Raw genomic sequence first — 16575 nt, forward strand, 5'->3', positions numbered from 1 at the left:
AGGTACATTCGACCACTCTGCCACCTCTCCGGCGCCAGACAAGAAACGCATTCTAGATGGGACGGGTTGGCTTGTCAATACCAAGTTGCAGAATTCCGTGCATGAAAAACGCCACCCGAAGGTGGCGCGGTAGCGGGGCGGCTGCGGCCTCAGGCGTGCTTGCCCGGCTTCAGCTCGCCTTCCCATTTGGCCACCACGGCGGTGGCGATGGAGTTGCCCACCACGTTGGTGGCGGAGCGGCCCATGTCCAGGAAGTGGTCGATGCCGAGCAGCAGCAGCAGGCCGGCTTCCGGGATGTTGAACTGCGACAGCGTGGCGGCGATCACCACCAGCGACGCGCGCGGCACGCCGGCCATGCCCTTGGAGGTCAGCATCAGGATCAGCAGCATGGAGATTTCCTGCGCCAGCGTCAGATCTATGCCGTAGGCCTGGGCGATGAAGATCACCGCGAAGGTGCAGTACATCATCGAGCCGTCCAGGTTGAACGAGTAGCCCATCGGCAGCACGAAGCTGGCGATCTTGTTGGACACGCCGAAGCGTTCCAGCTGTTCCAGGGTTTTCGGATAGGCGGCTTCGGAGCTGGCGGTGGTGAACGACAGCAGCAGCGGTTCTTTGATCATGCCCATCAGGTGCAACAGGCGCGGGCCGACGATCAGCACGCCGACGGCGATCAGCAGCACCCACAGGATGCCGATGGACAGGTAGAACTGCGCCATGAACTTGCCGTAAGTGCCGAGGATGGACAGGCCTTCCTTGGCGACGGTGGCGGCGATGGCGCCGAACACGGCCAGCGGAGCGAAGTTCATCACATAGCTGGTGACTTTCAGCATCACGTGGGCGACGACGTCGATCACGTCGATCAGCGCCTTGGAGCGCTCGCCCAGCGCGGCCATCGCGCTGCCGAAGAACACCGAGAAGATCACGATCTGCAGGATTTCATTGTTAGCCATCGCCTCGAACACGCTCTTGGGGATGGCGTGGGTGACGAAGTCCTTCAGCGAAATGGCGCTGGCCTTGATGCCGGAGTCGGCGTGCAGGTCGGGCAGCGGCAGGTTCAGCGCCACGCCCGGCTTCAGGATGTTGACCATGATCAGGCCCAGGGTCAGCGATACCAGCGAGGCGCTGACGAACCAGCCCATGGTCTTGCCGCCGATGCGGCCCACCGATTTCGCGTCGCCCATCTTGGCGATGCCGACCACCAGCGTGGAGATCACCAGCGGGGCGATGATCATCTTGATCAGGCGCAGGAAGATATCGGTGAGGATGGACATGCCATCGACGAAGGACTTGATCGCGGCGGCGTCATTGCCGGCGTGCTGACGGAATAGGTAGCCGACCAGAATGCCCAGCAGCATGCCGACCAGAATCAAGGCCGTGAGTTTTTTCGACTTCATTGAGTTGTTCCTGCCTGAGTTTGAGACGATTCAAAACGAGCGGCGCATTTTCGATTGCATGACATTGTGTTTTTTTGTGATCATGCGTGGCGCCGTGTGTCCGGCATGCTTCGCCATGTAGCGGCCTGGCTACTTAATTGTTTTTAGCCTTGATTTCAGGCTTTTTTCCTGTTTCTGTCGGACAGGTGCGGCAGGCCGAAGCGCAGAATTATAGTGAGTTAGCGGGTGGTTGTCTTGGCAGGATTTCGAGAATTGCCATTCATATTCGAATGTGCTTGTTGGATTGTGATGATTTTTGGATTTAAATTGCCAATAATTTTGCTTTTGGCATTTTATTTCCATGCCGCAAGGATGAAAAAAAGCAGCCGGATGGCTGCTGGCGTAGCGGCGCGACAACGCGCGGCTAGTGGTGGATGTCCAGGGTGACGTCGCCGCGCGCTTCGGCGACGGTCTCCAGAATCTCCAGCACGGTGGCGTAAAGGTCGGCGCCCAGCGCCTGTTTCGATTCGGCGGTGTCGCGCCAGACCAGCTCGAACGGCCCGGACGCGTCGTTGGCCAGGCAGTCGTACAGCGCGTCCAGATTGCGGCCGAAGTGGGGCGGCAGCCGCAGCTGGCGGCTGAGTTCGTCGAATAATTGCTCCTGGCTGACGATGTGGCGCAGTTCGCACACTTTCACTGGCATGGCGGCACCTCGATGAAGCGGTTGTAGTGATCTACGCTGACGTAGCGCTGCCCCTGGTGGCTGAACACCAGCCGGTAGGCGCCGCGCTTGCCGCCTTTATAGCCCAGATCCGCCTCCTGCCACTGGCCAGCCGGCAGCCGCTTTTCGTAGTTGCCGAAACGGTCGCCGCCCATCGATTTTCCCTGCAGCGCCGGCACGCTCCACAGGCTGCGGCCGGGTTGCCAGCCGGCTGCGCGCGCCTGCTTCTTGTTGACGAATTTAGGCGGCAGCTGGCCGCTGCGGGATAGCGACTGCAGCACTTCCGTCAGTTCCTGGCGATCCAGGCGGTTGCCGGTCTGGCGCGCGATGTCGCCGGCGACATTGAAGCAGCCGGGCGCGGCATGCGCGTTCAGGCTGATGGCCGCGAGCAGCGCGGCGAGCAAGGACAGCGGGCGTTTCATGAGGAATGTCCCGGGCAAAGGTTTGGATCGCGCATTGTAACCGCGGCGCGCCGCGGCGCAAGGCGGCGTTTCAGTCCAGCGGCACCGACTCCACCGGGTCGCTGCGGCCTATCAGCTGCGGCAGGCGCAGGGCCATGTCGTTGCCGTCGGCGGTGCTGATGAAGCGGCAATAGCCGTCGCCCTGGCTGTCGCAGCCGTGTTGGCGCAGCAGGTCGCAGACGCGGCGGGCGATGGCCTCGGCGGGGTCGTACAGCTGGATGCCGTCGCCGGTGAGCTCGCGGATCAGCGGGGCCAGGAAGGGATAGTGGGTGCAGCCCAGCGCGATATGGTCGATGCCCTGGCCCAGCAGCGGAGCCACCACCTGGCGCACCAGCTGGCGGGTGCGTTCGCTGTCCAGCTCGCCGGCCTCCACTTGCTCCACCCAGCCGTGGCCGGGGCGGCGCAGCACTTCCACATCGCCGGCGTGGGCGTCGAGCAAGGCTTTCACCCGGTCGCTGGCCAGCGTGTACTCGGTGGCCAGCACCGCGATGCGGCCGGTGCGGCTCATCGCCGCCGCCGGCTTGATCGCCGGTTCGATGCCGACGATGGGGATGGGCAGCTGTTCGCGCATGCTGGACACCGCCGCGGTGGTGGCGGTGTTGCAGGCCACCACCAGGATGGTGGCGCCCTGGCTGACCAGGTAATGGCCGACTTTCAGGCTGCGTTCAATGATTTCCCGCCGGCTGCGCTGGCCATACGGGCAATAGGCCTGGTCCGCCAGGTAGGTGATCGGCCAGGCGGGCAGCGCGGCGCGCACCGCGCGCCACACCGACAGTCCGCCCAGGCCGGAATCGTACATCGCAATCATGGTGCCGCTCAGTTGTTCTGGATGACGATCTTGGGGAATTTGCCGGAGAAGTCCTGCGCTTTTTCGCCCACTTTCACCGCCACGCGGCGGGCGATGGCGCGGTAGAGCTCGGCCGGCGTGCCGGCCGGGTCGGCGGCCACGCTGGGTTTGCCGGCGTCAACGGCCAGGCGGATGGCCAGCTCCAGCGGCAGCGAGCCCAGCAGCTCCACGCCGAAATCGGCGGCCATGCGCGCCGCGCCGCCCTCGCCGAAGATGTGCTCGGCGTGGCCGCAGTTGGAGCAAATGTGGATGGCCATGTTTTCCACCAGCCCCAGAATGGGCACGTTCACCTTCTGGAACATGGTGACGCCCTTGCGCGCGTCCAGCAGCGCGATGTCCTGCGGGGTGGTGACGATCAGCGCGCCGGTGACCGGCACTTTCTGCGACAGCGTCAGCTGGATGTCGCCTGTGCCCGGCGGCATGTCGATGACTAGATAATCCAGATCGTCCCAGCGGGTGTCGTTCAGCAGTTGCTGCAGCGCCTGGCTGACCATCGGGCCGCGCCACACCATCGCCTGGTCGGCGTCTACCAGGTAGCCGATGGACATGGTCTGGATGCCGTGGCCGATCAGCGGCCGCAGCTTGCCGTCGGCCGATTCGGGCCGCTGGCCCTGCAGGCCCATCATCAGCGGCTGGGACGGGCCGTAGATGTCTGCGTCCAAGAGGCCGACGCGCGCGCCTTCGGCCGACAATGCCAGCGCCAGGTTGGCGGCGGTGGTGGATTTGCCGACGCCGCCCTTGCCGGAGGCGACGGCGATGATGTTCTTCACGCCCGGCAGCAGCGGCACGCCGCGCTGGGCGGAGTGGCTGACGATCTGGCTGTCGACCCGCACTTCCACGGCGCGCCCTTCGGCCAGCGGCGCCAGCGCGGTTTCAAACTGTTGGCGCACCGCGTCGAACTGGCTCTTGGCCGGGTAGGCCAACGTCACGTCCAGGCGGATGGCCTTGTCGTCGATCTGCAGGTTCTTGACGTTCTTGGCCGCCACATACCCTTTGCCGGTATTGGCGTCGATCAGCGGTTTGAGGGTATCGAGGATCTGGGATTCGAGCTGTGCCATGGTTTCGTTTTGCGTGGCCTGGTCGGCTTGACCGCCGAACAGGCGGGTGAGTTTGGAGAACATGCGGCGTTCCGGGTGATGATTTCCGAGTATTTTAGTCGGATTCGCTGCGGCGCGCATCGCGCCGGCCAAGGGCCCATCTTACTCCTGTGCGCCGGCAAAGGGCAGGGGAAGGGGAGATGGCGGCGCGCCGCGCGGCAATAACTTTTGATGAAAGTCCTTGAAAAGAGTACAATTGTCGGTTTTTCTCGGTTGCGGCGCTGCCGCAGCGCCAAAGGCTCGGCCCTGTCAGGCCGCGGGCCCTGTTCTTTGTCGACGAAAGGTTTTCCCCGCTTTATGCAGTCCAAACACGCCAAACTTACCTGGTCCAATCTGCTGTTCCCGCTGGCCCTGGTGCTGTTCGAATTCGCCGTCTACATCTGCAACGACATGGTCCAGCCGGCCATGCTTTCCGTCACCCGCGAATTTCTGGTCGACGCCTCCTGGGCGCCGACGTCGATGACCGCCTTCCTGGTGGGCGGTGCGCTGCTGCCGTGGCTGACCGGCCCGCTGTCCGACCGCATCGGCCGCCGCCCGGTGCTGCTGTTCGGCGTCGCTTACTTCACCATCGCCTGCTTGGCCACCTATCTGGTCAGCTCGATCGAGGCCTTCATCGCGCTGCGCTTGCTGCAAGGCGTGGGCCTGTGCTTCATCAACGCCGTCGGCTACGCCTCGCTGCAGGAGTCGTTTGAGGAGACCGCCGCGGTGCGCGTCACCGCGCTGATGGCCAATGTGGCGCTGATCGCGCCGCTGGTCGGCCCCTTGGCCGGCGCGGCCTTGCTGGAGCTGGCGCCGTGGCGCAGCGGCTTCCTGTTCATCGCCGGCCTGTCTTTCCTCGCGCTGGTGGGCTTGTATTTCCGCATGCCGGAAACCGTGGCGCCCAGCCATGAGAAGCTGCCGCTGTCCAGCATGGGGCGCGACTACCTGAAAGTCTTCGGCCACAGCCGTTTCGTGCTGGCCGCGCTGTGCATCCCGCTGCTGGCGCTGCCGCTGATGGGCTGGATCGCGCTGTCGCCGGTGCTGCTGGTGCGCGACCTGCACATGAGCGCCGTCGCGTACGGCCTGATGCAGATTCCGGTGTTCGGCGGCCTGATCGCCGGCAACCTGGCGCTGGCCGTGATCGCCGACCGCTGGCCGCTGGGCCGCTCCGCGTTGGTGGGCATGTGGCCCATCGTCGGCGGCCTGGCGGTGATGGTCGGCGGCGTGCTGGTTTCGTCGCTTCCCCAATACTGGATGGTGGCTGGCATGAGCCTGATGGCCTTCGGCGAGGGTCTGGCCTTCGGTGTGCTGTACCGCTTCGCGCTGATGTCCTGCGACGTGGCCGGCCGCGGCACCATTTCCGCCAGCATGAGCATGATCTCGATGGCCGGCTACGCGGTGGGCATCGAGCTGTTCCGCCAGGTTTACCAGGCCTCAGGCCTCACTGGTTTTGCGGTGCTGGCGCTGTGCTTCTCGCTGGCCTACGTGCTGCTGGGCCGCAAGATGGTGGGCATCGCCATGGCCGAGCGCGCCGCGCCGGCTGTCGAAGACGGCAGGCTGGCCAGCCAGGGCGCCTGAGCCGCCTGGCTGACTTCACAAGCCCGGAAACGCCGCGTTCCGGGCTTGTGCTTTTGTGCGGGGCAATATTTGGCGCGCAAGCCTGATGACCGCCCGCCTCTTCTGTCTCTATAATCGATCGCTTGAGATTGCCAATCCAGGGAATGATCCGAATGACCAAACGCAAGATTCTGGTGACCAGCGCGCTGCCTTACGCCAACGGCGCGATCCACCTCGGCCATATGCTGGAGCAGATCCAGACCGATATCTGGGTGCGCTTCCAGAAGATGCGCGGCCATGAGTGCTACTACGTCTGCGCCGACGATACCCACGGCGCCCCGATCATGCTGGCGGCGGAAAAGCGCGGCATCTCCCCGGAGCAGCTGGTGGACGAAGTCCGCGCGCTGCATGTGGCCGATTCGCAAGGCTTCCTGATCGGCCATGACAACTACTACAGCACCAACAGCCCGGAAAACAAGGAGCTGGCGGAGCAGGTGTACAAGGCGCTGCGGGCCGACGACAAGATCGCGGTGCGCACCATCGAGCAGCTGTACGACCCGGAAAAGCAGATGTTCCTGCCCGACCGCTTCGTCAAGGGCGAATGCCCGAAGTGTTCGGCCAAGGACCAGTACGGCGACAACTGCGAAGTCTGCGGCGCCACCTACAATCCGACCGAACTGAAGAACCCGTATTCGGCGGTGTCCGGCGCCAAGCCGGTGTTGAAAACCTCCGAGCACTACTTCTTCCGCCTGGGCGAATGCGCCGATTTCCTGAAGCAGTGGACCAGCGGCGCCAGCCGTCGCGCCGACGGCGTCGAGCAGCCGCACCTGCAGCAGGAATCGCTGAACAAGATGAACGAGTGGATCGACGGCGGCCTGCAGGACTGGGACATCAGCCGCGACGCGCCTTACTTCGGCTTCGAGATTCCCGACGCGCCGGGCAAATACTTCTACGTGTGGCTGGACGCGCCTATCGGCTACATGGCCAGCTTCAAGAACCTGTGCGACCGCTCCGGCCTGAAGTTCGACGAATGGTTCGCCAAGGACAGCCAGGCAGAGATGTACCACTTCATCGGCAAGGACATCCTGTATTTCCACGCGCTGTTCTGGCCGGCGATGCTGAATTATTCCGGCCTGCGCGCGCCGACCGGCGTGTTCGCCCACGGCTTCCTCACAGTGGATGGCCAGAAGATGTCCAAATCGCGCGGTACCTTCATCCAGGCCAAGAGCTACCTGGACTGCGGCCTGAACCCGGAGTGGATGCGTTACTACATCGCCGCCAAGCTGAACGGCCGCATCGAGGACATCGACCTTAACCTGAATGACTTCGTCGCCAGGGTAAACTCCGACTTGGTCGGCAAGTTCGTCAACATCGCCAGCCGCTCCGCGGGCTTCATCGCCAAGCGCTTCGACGGCCAGCTGGCGGCCAGCGTGTCGGATCTGGACATCCTGGCCAAGTTGCAGGCGGCCGCCGAGGATCTGGCCGCCGCCTTCGAAGCGCGCGAATACGCGAAGGCCTTGCGCGACGTGATGGCGCTGGCGGACATGGTCAACGTCTATGTCGACGCCAACAAACCGTGGGAACTGGCCAAGCAAGAGGGGCAGGACGCGCGTCTGCAGGAAGTCTGCACGGTGCTGATCAACGCTTTCCGCCTGCTCACCATCTATCTGAAGCCGGTGCTGCCGAAGCTGGCCGAAGGGGTGGAAGCCTTCCTGGAGGTGGCGCCGCTCGCCTGGAGCGATGCGCAAACCCTGCTGTTGGGCAAGAAAATCAACGCCTACCAGCATCTGATGCAGCGCATCGACCCGGCGCTGATCGACAAACTGATAGAGGCGAACAAGGAAAACATGCAAGCGACTCAAGACACGCCGGCCGCCGCCGCGCACGAGCCTTTGGCCGAAACCATCAAGATCGACGACTTCGCCAAGGTCGACCTGCGCGTCGGCAAGGTGCTGGAATGCGGCTTCGTCGAAGGTTCGGACAAGCTGCTGCAGTTCAAGGTGGATCTGGGCTTTGAAACCCGCAACATTTTCTCCGGCATCCGCAAGGCTTATCAGGAGCCGGAAAAACTGGTCGGCCGCCATGTGATCGTGGTTGCCAACCTGGCCGAACGCAAGATGCGCTTCGGCGTGTCGCAGGGCATGATCGTCTGCGCGTCGGGCACCGACGATAGCGAAGGCCTGTACCTGCTGGATGTGGACGCAGGCGTCAAGCCGGGCATGCGCATCGGCTGATGCTTTGATCTGCCATGCTTGATTTTTGTCATGGCGAATAAGTAGTATCACCAAGTAACTTGATGAGACTTGGATAACAAGACCCCGGCGACCATAGTGGTAGCTGGGGTTTTGCTTTCGGATGGCGGACGATACTGGCCTTTCGGTCACTCGTCACTGTTCTGTCATCCGCATCTGCTACAGTTTTCGCAAGATTGGACGACATATTTTGGTACCGGAACTTTTTTCCGGTTGCGGCGACTAACATCAGATATGTATATGTTTTTAGTAAAAAATAACAAAGGACGTGAATCATGAAAATTTCGCAATTGAAGCCGGGCTACAAAGTTTTTGAGCACAAGGACAGCGGCAGCGTGGTCCACTATGAAGTGGTCAGCATCCGCCAAGTCGGCAAAATGTTTGAAGTGACTTTCAAATCGGCTTTGGGTTTGGCCAGCGCCATGTATCCTGCCAATGGTTTCATTCAGGCGGCAGCCTGACCGGTTTCCGAATGCCCGGGCCTTGGCGGCTCCGGGCTCGCAGCCAAGCCCCGCGCCGTGCGGGGCTTTGTTTTTCTTGACGACAGTCGCATGCTGCGGCAGTTTTGCGGTTTGATTCCGGGAGGCCGCCATGTCGAGAAGAATGACGCTGTTGTTGGAGTTGCTGGTCAATTTTCTGCTGCCCTGGCTGTGCTACCGCTGGGCGCGGCCACATTGGGGAGAGATGGGCGGCTTGCTGCTGTCTGCAGCGCCGCCGCTGATGTGGAGCGGCTGGGAGCTGTGGCGCAGCCGGCGGGTAGACGCGATGAGCATGCTGGTGCTGTTGGGCATCGCGCTGTCTCTGCTGGGGATGGCGCTGGGCGGTGGAGAGAAGATGCTGCTGCTGCGCGAATCGTTGTTGTCGGGGCTGTTCGGCGCGGCGTTTCTCTTGTCGCTGCTGTTTCCCCGTCCGCTGGTGTTTTTCCTGGCGCGGGCCGCGCTGGAAAGGCAGCGGCAAGATGGCCGCGAGCATTGCGAGTGGCTTTGGGCGCAAGCTGCCTTTCGGCGCGGCATGCGGTTCATGACGGCGATGTGGGGCTTGGGCCTGGTATCGGAGATGCTGTTGCGCAGCTGGCTGGCATGGCATTGGCCGGTTGAACGCTCCGTGCTGTTGCTGCCCTGGATCAGTTATGGGGTGATGGGCTTGCTGTGCGGCGCCACTTGGCTGTTGCGCAGGCGTTTGACCGTCGCGATGCAGCTGGCCGCGGCATAGTGCCGCGAGGCAGTGGTATGGGATTGGCTTCGGATATTGAATTCGGGTATCATGGGGAATCCTAAGCCGCAAGACAAAAAAAGTGGGCCGCACAAGGCGGCCCGAAGTTCCGTGATGAACACTTAGGAGAACAGGCATTACCTTGGCTGTTAGCGCTGGCAGTCGCTTGCAGATGGCAACACCCGTCAAAATGCACAGGCCGATTTCGCATCTTGAATCCGATTGGCAGACCGGTTTCCGTTTGCGTGACACCTCCGCTTCCGCTTCGGTACCGACCACGCTGTCAATGTAGCGGTCTTTTGTTGATGGCTTATGTTTTTGCAGTCGGCATCTGTTAAAGAGTATGAACAGGCATTTTCGCTGTTTTTGATATGGTTTCCGGCAAAGTCTTGACGGAAGGCTGTCATGGGTATATAGTTCGCCTCTCTGCAAGAAACAGCGCAGAACAGAATTCAGACGCGGGGTGGAGCAGTCTGGTAGCTCGTCGGGCTCATAACCCGAAGGTCGTAGGTTCGAATCCTGCCCCCGCAACCAAATAAGCATTAGGCCAACTTCTTTCTAGAAGTTGGCCTTTTTGCTTTTCTAGACCGTGTAACCGCTGTGTAAGCGGATTCGATCCGTCTCGGTCGCTGTGAATCAACGCAGTCAGAAGGCGGTGCCTGCAGGATGCGATGCCAAGCATCCCCTTCCCAAGCTACCTGTTGTTCTCTACTACCAGCCGAACCGTTTGCTGAACCAGCTTTCCACGCGATGTGAGATCGTGGTCCAGGTTTCGCGCAAGATCGTCTTGGCGGCTTCTTTGATCGTATCCCACAGCCCACCTATGGATTCCCGCTGCATGGCAGGCGTCACGTACTCGGCGCGGGTCTCTCGCGTGACGCTCCACTTTTTTTCTTTGGGCAGCCTATGGATGATTTGCTCGATCAGGATCTGCAGGCCGTAGCCTTCCATGGCTGAAATGATGAAGATCTGGGTTACTGGCGCGTTGAACAACTGGCTGATCTGCATCTGCTTGCGGCTGATGTGGGTCAGCTGTTGCGGACCAGGCATGCTGTGGATGAAGTCCCATTCCCGGCACGGCTCGATCTTGTCTACCTGATTCACCACGAATAGCAATGGAATATCGTGCTCGATCAGATAGGGCAGGATCAGGCGCTGATAGCACTGCTCGTCCACGCTCAGCGCGCGATCAGCGGCGCCAGCGTATCCGACGATACAGCACCTTGGCATCGCTGTGAGCGCGGATATGGATGGCATCGGCAGCGGTGTTGTTGAACAGCACCTCCGCTTCCTGGATCGACCAATCCAGTCCCGCCTCGCGCTGCCAGACCTCGACAGGCTGCCCAGCCGGCAGGCAGTTGCCCAAGCCATGCCAAGGGATTTGGCCGACATAGGCCATGGTTTCCACTAGATGCGACATATCGAACTCCATGAGGGGAGGCTTCATCATTTCAAATGGATGAAGGGGAGGATCAGAACGATTTTGACAAAACAAGCCCAGCTCAAGTCGATGATATGTAGTTGAAAAAATCTAGATTCGATTAGGAGCGCACAATGAAAGTCATATTTGAAAAAGCCATTAGCCGAGTGACGCGGATTTTAAAAGGGAAAAGTGCTGAAGCGAAAAGGGCGGAAAGGAGAAAGTACCTGGCTTCGGTTTGTAGCGATGGCGTAACTATTTCATCGGAGGTGGAGGAACTGCTAGAGCAGCTTTTTGAGCAGATGAGCAGAGAGGAAAAAAGCCCCATGTGCAGCAATGGGGCAAGGGTAGAAATCAAAATGTGATTCAGATGGGTAAGCGTAAGACTTTAAGATCGACCACCTTAGTGCGCGCTTGCCATCTTGGTGAATGGTCTAACCCTGGTTTGTATTTCCGTAATAATTTCCATGCCTTCCTGCAAATCCACCATATAGTTGCCTGCTTTTATATTTCCGGAAGTTTCTACATTGGCAAGCGCGACTGCATAGCGCTCAATGTAGCGTTGGTAGTCCTTTAGCAGTAGATCGCAAACCCTCAGCATGGTTTTCGGATTGTTAGCCAGGATGGCATGGCCCAGCAGGTCAAAGTTGTGCAGCGTGTCCGCGAGTTGACAAATGTCTTTACCGTTTCGTAAGCGGTGAGTGCGGCCAGTCGCTTGCTTACTATGCTGCCGGATAGTGGTAGCAATGTGAGCCGTATAGTACAAAAGCCGTGCCAGTTCGCTTGTTAAATTCAGTTCCTGTGTGTTCATCATCCGCACCTCGTTTTATTAGTTTTTAATCCGTTTTTCTGCACGGTTGCCGTCAATCAAGCTGGCTGCGCTTGCTAAAGCCATCAGTGAGTCTAGTTAAGTGATTTAATGCGAAATATTATTGTCAAGCCAATATACAGTCGTGATGAAAACTGATAAGGTGTCGAGTAATATTCAAACGACATTGCATTGGTTTGCGCATAATGCAAACGATGAGGCGTTGCCTCAAGGAAAATAATTTTCCTTGACAGTGTTTTGTGGTCATGAGTCACTTTCGACTCGAGATGAAGATCAATATTAATCACATTGGTTTTTAATAGAACAATCCTAATATTGATACGCCTGCTTAATTCAATCAGAGGCTCCCAATGGAAAGCGTACCAGCGATTGCAGCAAAGAAGATCACAGTTAGAATTGTGCCCTGGCTGATCATTTGCCTAACCATGGCCTACATCGACAGAACCAACCTGGCTTTTGCACAGTTCTCTTTAGCAAAATCATTCGGTATTGATCCATTGGTTTTTGGGACGGCCGCAGGGGTATTTTTTGCCGGATATATTGCCGCAGAAATTCCCAGTAATTTATTGTTGCTAAGATTCGGCGCACGGAGGTGGTTGGCAAGAATTATGATCAGCTGGGGCGTGGTCACGATGTCAACTTACTACGTCCACACAGATACTCAGCTGTATATTGTCAGATTTCTGCTTGGAGTGTGTGAGGCAGGGTTTTATCCCGGAGTGCTGTTTTATTTGACACGCTTCATTCCAATAGAGAATCGTGCAAAAACCAATTTCCTTTTCATCTCCGCCATCCCACTATCTGCAGTGATTGGCAGTATATTTTCGGGCTGGTTGTTGGAAACGATCTCTAAATCGCACTACTTAGGCTTGGCTGCATGGCAGTGGTTGTTCTGGACAGAAGGTCTTATGACCATTTTTATTGGTATTGCACTGCTCTATGTGCTGCCGGAGAGCATCAAGTCTGTAAAGTATTTAACTGATGCTGAAAAATTGCAGTTAAGCGCCCACATACAAGCACAGGAAGAAACCAAAGCTGTGATTGGGTCGCCGCTGAAAGCGCTGTTGGACTTAAAAGTTTGGATATATGCAATCGTGACTTCTGCCTCAGCCTTTTCCATGTATTGCATTTCATTCTGGCTCCCGCAGATCATCAAATCCTTTGATGTTGCCGATATATTGCATATCGGCTTGATCAATGCCATCCCATGGGGCTTGGCACTGATCGCGCTAGCGACGTCATTTTTGATGATCGGAACCATAAAACGGCCAGTTTTTGTCTTGTCCCTGTTGTACGGGGTTGGGTGCTTATCATTTTCGGCCATCTTGATTAATGGCATAAGCGTGACAACAAAGCTTGGCTTAATTTCGATTGCGACTACTGCGATTATGCTGACCTATCCAGTATTTTGGTCGCTAGTCAATTTCCTTAAAGGCAAGGCTGCGGCAGTTATTTTTGCTGTGATCAATTCCATTGGCAGCTTGGCTGGGTTTGTGTCGCCCATCATGATGGGATACGTCATCAAGGCAACGGGGAGTCCGCAGCTTGGCATCGTAATCATGTCCAGCTTTATGGGGTTGGCTGTGATTTTGCTTTTTGTGATTCACATTGCTTTTACAGAAAACAAGCGTGCCGCAGCTTTCTGATATTAATGATATCAATGGAGATTCATTACAATGTCAGATTTGCCAGATCTCATAAAAACACAAATAGACTCCTCAAGGCATAGCTGTGGTGTCAAGAATAAAACGCACCAGTTTCTTTATGCGCATAGCCAATACCTTTCTGTTGTGGGAGCTTCATGTCTAGAGGAGATTTTAGGCAGGCACACGTATGACCTGCCTATCAACTCTGTTTCGGAAGGGCACGATTATGATGCTGAAGATGGGATTGTGCTGAGAGAGGAGCGGCCCGTTATTTCCTTGCACTGCTTCCGGAATGGATCGGTATACAATGAAATTACCTATATCAAAGAGCCATTATATTCCTCTTCAAATAAATTGGAGTGGGTTTATTTTAGGACGTTGAACTATTTGAAGGTAGATACATCAAGTCAAGTTGATGAAGGCAAGCAGGGCAGCGAGAGTAGTCGCGAAAAGATACTGAAGTACCTATCTAATCTAACCGACAAAGAATTCAAGATTCTAGAGCTTTTTTGCGCAGGAAAACAACCAAAGGAAATTGCTTTTGCTACCAATACTTCAGTTTCCACTATTTCCAAAGCGCTAGCAAGAATAAAGTCTTCGCTCAATATTAGCAATAACTTCGATATTATCAGAACAATGAATGCCAACAATATGCAGCCATTTCTGCATAGTCGTGCCTCGGATAACTTTGGTGTAGTTTACATGGACATAATGAGGTTGCCATGATGATATCTGATAGTCATGCCCTGTTTGAAGCTGCTGGCTGTGCGATGACCCTCAACAACACGGGCGTCATCACCGACAGTAAGGATTTTGTTTCTACTGCTTTTTGCAATCAGTCGGTATCTGCCTTTCCTCTACTTGAGATCGGTGCGGGATTTGGTTCGAATTCCATTTCAGCTTTAAAAAATGGACATGCAGTCATATGCAATGACTTAAGCAAAGAGCATTTAGAGATTGCTAGCAGGAACGTGCCTGCTGAAATGTTGCAACGGATTACATTTCTAGATGGTAGCTTTCCTGATGAAATTGATCTGACAGAAAACTCCATTGCATCCATTCTGTGTTGCCGGGTTTTGCACTTCTTCAATGGTCAAAGCATTGATAAAATGCTGAATGCCATGTCTAGATTGTTAATTCCCGGTGGGCGAATTTATGCAACTGTCGAGACGCCGTTCATCGGTAATTGGAAGTCTTTCAGGCCGGAATATGAAGCAAGGCTTGCCGCCGGCCATCCTTATCCTGGCTTGATCGAAAATCATCGCATGCACGATAGCATAGCGTTTTCGAATCAAATTCCTGATGTTTTGCATCTGTTTGATCTTGATAGTTTTAAAAAACTATTCACTGACCATGGCTTTATGGTTGAGCAAGCCGCATACATCAATCGACAAGGTGTTTTCCCCGCTGAGTGCTTGTCTGATGATGGTCGGGATAGTGTTGGGGTGATTGCTGTAAAGCCGACGAACTAGAAAGCACACCATCTAGATTTGTGATTTTTTGCACGTAAACCAGAGATAGTACAAAAAAAGGAAAGCATATATGTCTACCGGTACGATCAATTGGCAGAAAAAAGCAGAGCAATTGCATTTCGAAGGCCGCGCTTACATCGATGGCGCTTACCGGAAAGCGCTGAGCGGCAAAGAGTTCACAACGATCAATCCCGCAACCGGCAAGGTGTTGGCATCTATTGAGTGGTGCGGTGAAGAGGATGTGGAGCTAGCGGTGCGTGCAGCGAGGCGGGCATTCGATGGTGGCGCATGGTCCGAGCTGGCGCCGCGTTCCAAGATGGAAATACTGAAACGATTTGCTTCGCTCATCCAGGACAATATTGAAGAATTAGCGCTCTTGGAATCATTGGATGTTGGCAAACCCATCGCCAACGCTCTAAGCGTTGATATTTCCAATACGGCTTACTGCATCAGTTGGTTTGCCGAGCTGATTGACAAGGTTCCGGGTGAGGTTGTGCCTGTCGATCCGGCGTTGCTTGGCATGGTGACGCGCGAGCCTGTCGGCGTGGTGGCAGCTATTGTGCCGTGGAACTTCCCTTTGCTGATGGCAAGCTGGAAGTTTGCTCCGGCGTTAGCCGCAGGCAATGCGGTCATTCTGAAGCCCTCTGAGAAGTCGCCCCTTACCGCAATCCGTATTGCCGCTCTCGCTGAAGCAGCGGGCATTCCGCCTGGTATTTTTCAGGTCTTGCCGGGGGCGGGGAACGTTGGCCAGGCCTTGGCATCACATCTGGATGTGGATTGCGTCGCCTTTACCGGATCGACGGCGGTTGGCAAGCAGATCGCCAACTATGCGGCACAAAGCAATCTCAAGCGCGTGTGGTTGGAGTTGGGCGGGAAAAGCCCGAATATTATCTTGGCAGACTGCAAGGATCTTAAGGCAGCTGCGAGAGCGGCAGCTGGTGCTATTTGTTATAACGCTGGTCAAATGTGTACGGCAGGGTCTCGTGTCTTGGTGGCTAGAGAAATACGCGAAGCCTTCTTGTCTGAACTGAAAGTGGCGATGGCTGATTATCGTCCTGGAGATCCATTGTCACCTGAAACGAACTTGGGTGCAGTTGTCGATCAACGGCAGTTTGATAAAGTCCTGTCATATATAGCGCAAGGACAAAAAGAAGGCGCTACGCTGCTACAAGGTGGTGCTGCTGTCCAAGCTATCCACCCAGATGGTTTGTTTATTGAGCCTGCTATTTTTGATTGCCCGCAGCCAAACTTGACGATTTGCCGTGAAGAAATATTTGGCCCCGTTTTATCAGTGATTACCTTTGATGATGTGGATGAGGCCGTGCAGATTGCCAACGATAGCCAATATGGACTTGGGGCGGCAGTGTGGACTCAGGATGTCTCGACAGCGCATAAAGTGGCGCGTCAGCTTCGTGCGGGTACGGTTTGGGTCAACTGCTATGAGGAGGGTGGGGATATGAACTTGCCGTTTGGCGGCTATAAACAGTCTGGCAATGGTCGCGACAAGTCATTACACGCGCTTGAAAAATACACAGAGCTGAAGAGTACTTTGATCAAGCTATAACGATATTTTTTTTACAGGATAAAAAGGAGTGGAAAAAGAGAGGCTAAGCCTCTCTTTTTATTTTGAATGGATACTAGGTTGACCTCCACCCGACTAACCGAGCGGTCTAGTCTAGAGATTTCCGGCTTCAAGGTGAGCAAGTCTG

At 56.5% G+C, this 16575-nt stretch carries 17 protein-coding genes and 1 tRNA gene; 10 read left to right on the forward strand and 8 right to left on the reverse strand.

Annotated features, from left to right (window positions below; all coding sequences use genetic code 11):
• Positions 1-149: 149 nt before the first annotated feature.
• The 5 genes from MY55_RS21895 to apbC all read right to left on the reverse strand — a co-directional run bounded on the left by MY55_RS21895 (position 150) and on the right by apbC (position 4523).
• Positions 150-1394: a dicarboxylate/amino acid:cation symporter gene (locus tag MY55_RS21895; RefSeq protein ID WP_043575656.1), complete on the reverse strand. Its 1245-nt coding sequence runs from the start codon at positions 1392-1394 to the stop codon at positions 150-152.
• 403 nt (positions 1395-1797) lie between these two features.
• The gene (locus tag MY55_RS21900) at positions 1798-2076 is read right to left on the reverse strand and encodes a barstar family protein (protein ID WP_043575654.1); all 279 of its coding nucleotides are present in this window, start codon (positions 2074-2076) and stop codon (positions 1798-1800) included.
• Positions 2067-2516 (reverse strand): ribonuclease domain-containing protein, encoded by a 450-nt coding sequence (locus tag MY55_RS21905; protein WP_065203045.1) that lies wholly within the window; start codon positions 2514-2516, stop codon positions 2067-2069. The genes MY55_RS21900 and MY55_RS21905 overlap by 10 nt, the downstream gene beginning before the upstream one ends.
• A gap of 70 nt (positions 2517-2586) precedes the next feature.
• Positions 2587-3363, reverse strand: a complete 777-nt coding sequence (murI, locus tag MY55_RS21910) for a glutamate racemase (protein WP_047257960.1) — start codon at positions 3361-3363, stop codon at positions 2587-2589.
• Between the two features lie 8 nt (positions 3364-3371).
• Positions 3372-4523, reverse strand: a complete 1152-nt coding sequence (gene apbC / locus MY55_RS21915; protein WP_076098141.1) for an iron-sulfur cluster carrier protein ApbC — start codon at positions 4521-4523, stop codon at positions 3372-3374.
• Positions 4524-4796: 273 nt separating this feature from the next.
• On the opposite strand from apbC, the gene MY55_RS21920 reads away from it, so the two are divergent.
• From MY55_RS21920 to MY55_RS21940, 5 genes are all read left to right on the forward strand, one after another.
• Positions 4797-6056 (forward strand): MFS transporter, encoded by a 1260-nt coding sequence (locus MY55_RS21920; RefSeq protein ID WP_043575648.1) that lies wholly within the window; start codon positions 4797-4799, stop codon positions 6054-6056.
• Between the two features lie 143 nt (positions 6057-6199).
• Complete coding sequence (metG, locus tag MY55_RS21925) at positions 6200-8269, forward strand: methionine--tRNA ligase (protein WP_425266126.1); 2070 nt, start codon at positions 6200-6202, stop codon at positions 8267-8269.
• 293 nt (positions 8270-8562) lie between these two features.
• Positions 8563-8748, forward strand: coding sequence for a hypothetical protein (locus MY55_RS21930; RefSeq protein WP_043575644.1), 186 nt, complete (start codon positions 8563-8565; stop codon positions 8746-8748).
• A 130-nt stretch (positions 8749-8878) separates the two neighbouring features.
• Entirely contained in the window at positions 8879-9499 is a 621-nt protein-coding gene (locus MY55_RS21935) for a VC0807 family protein (RefSeq protein WP_047238368.1), read from the forward strand.
• A 457-nt stretch (positions 9500-9956) separates the two neighbouring features.
• A tRNA-Met gene (locus MY55_RS21940) sits at positions 9957-10033 on the forward strand.
• Positions 10034-10210: 177 nt separating this feature from the next.
• On the opposite strand, the gene MY55_RS21945 is transcribed toward MY55_RS21940, so the two are convergent.
• A complete protein-coding gene (locus MY55_RS21945; RefSeq protein ID WP_052258083.1) occupies positions 10211-10675 on the reverse strand; it encodes a GTPase family protein in 465 nt (154 codons plus the stop codon).
• 13 nt (positions 10676-10688) lie between these two features.
• Complete coding sequence (locus MY55_RS21950) at positions 10689-10919, reverse strand: DUF932 domain-containing protein (protein ID WP_174459582.1); 231 nt, start codon at positions 10917-10919, stop codon at positions 10689-10691.
• A gap of 134 nt (positions 10920-11053) precedes the next feature.
• On the opposite strand from MY55_RS21950, the gene MY55_RS21955 reads away from it, so the two are divergent.
• Positions 11054-11284, forward strand: coding sequence for a hypothetical protein (locus MY55_RS21955; RefSeq protein ID WP_043575638.1), 231 nt, complete (start codon positions 11054-11056; stop codon positions 11282-11284).
• 38 nt (positions 11285-11322) lie between these two features.
• Here MY55_RS21955 and MY55_RS21960 read toward each other — a convergent pair whose 3' ends face one another.
• Positions 11323-11733 (reverse strand): hypothetical protein, encoded by a 411-nt coding sequence (locus MY55_RS21960; protein WP_043575636.1) that lies wholly within the window; start codon positions 11731-11733, stop codon positions 11323-11325.
• A 365-nt stretch (positions 11734-12098) separates the two neighbouring features.
• On the opposite strand from MY55_RS21960, the gene MY55_RS21965 reads away from it, so the two are divergent.
• From MY55_RS21965 to MY55_RS21970, 4 genes are all read left to right on the forward strand, one after another.
• Positions 12099-13394 carry an MFS transporter gene (locus MY55_RS21965; RefSeq protein ID WP_065203046.1) on the forward strand — a complete coding sequence of 432 codons (1296 nt, stop codon included), beginning with the start codon at positions 12099-12101 and terminating at the stop codon, positions 13392-13394.
• A 30-nt stretch (positions 13395-13424) separates the two neighbouring features.
• A complete protein-coding gene (locus tag MY55_RS22970; protein WP_080509639.1) occupies positions 13425-14120 on the forward strand; it encodes a helix-turn-helix transcriptional regulator in 696 nt (231 codons plus the stop codon).
• Positions 14117-14866 (forward strand): class I SAM-dependent methyltransferase, encoded by a 750-nt coding sequence (locus tag MY55_RS22975; protein ID WP_076098378.1) that lies wholly within the window; start codon positions 14117-14119, stop codon positions 14864-14866. The genes MY55_RS22970 and MY55_RS22975 overlap by 4 nt, the downstream gene beginning before the upstream one ends.
• A gap of 70 nt (positions 14867-14936) precedes the next feature.
• A complete protein-coding gene (locus MY55_RS21970) occupies positions 14937-16430 on the forward strand; it encodes an aldehyde dehydrogenase (protein WP_065203047.1) in 1494 nt (497 codons plus the stop codon).
• The last annotated feature ends 145 nt before the right edge of the window (positions 16431-16575 follow it).

The organism is Chromobacterium subtsugae, assembly GCF_001676875.1.
GTDB lineage: Bacteria > Pseudomonadota > Gammaproteobacteria > Burkholderiales > Chromobacteriaceae > Chromobacterium > Chromobacterium subtsugae.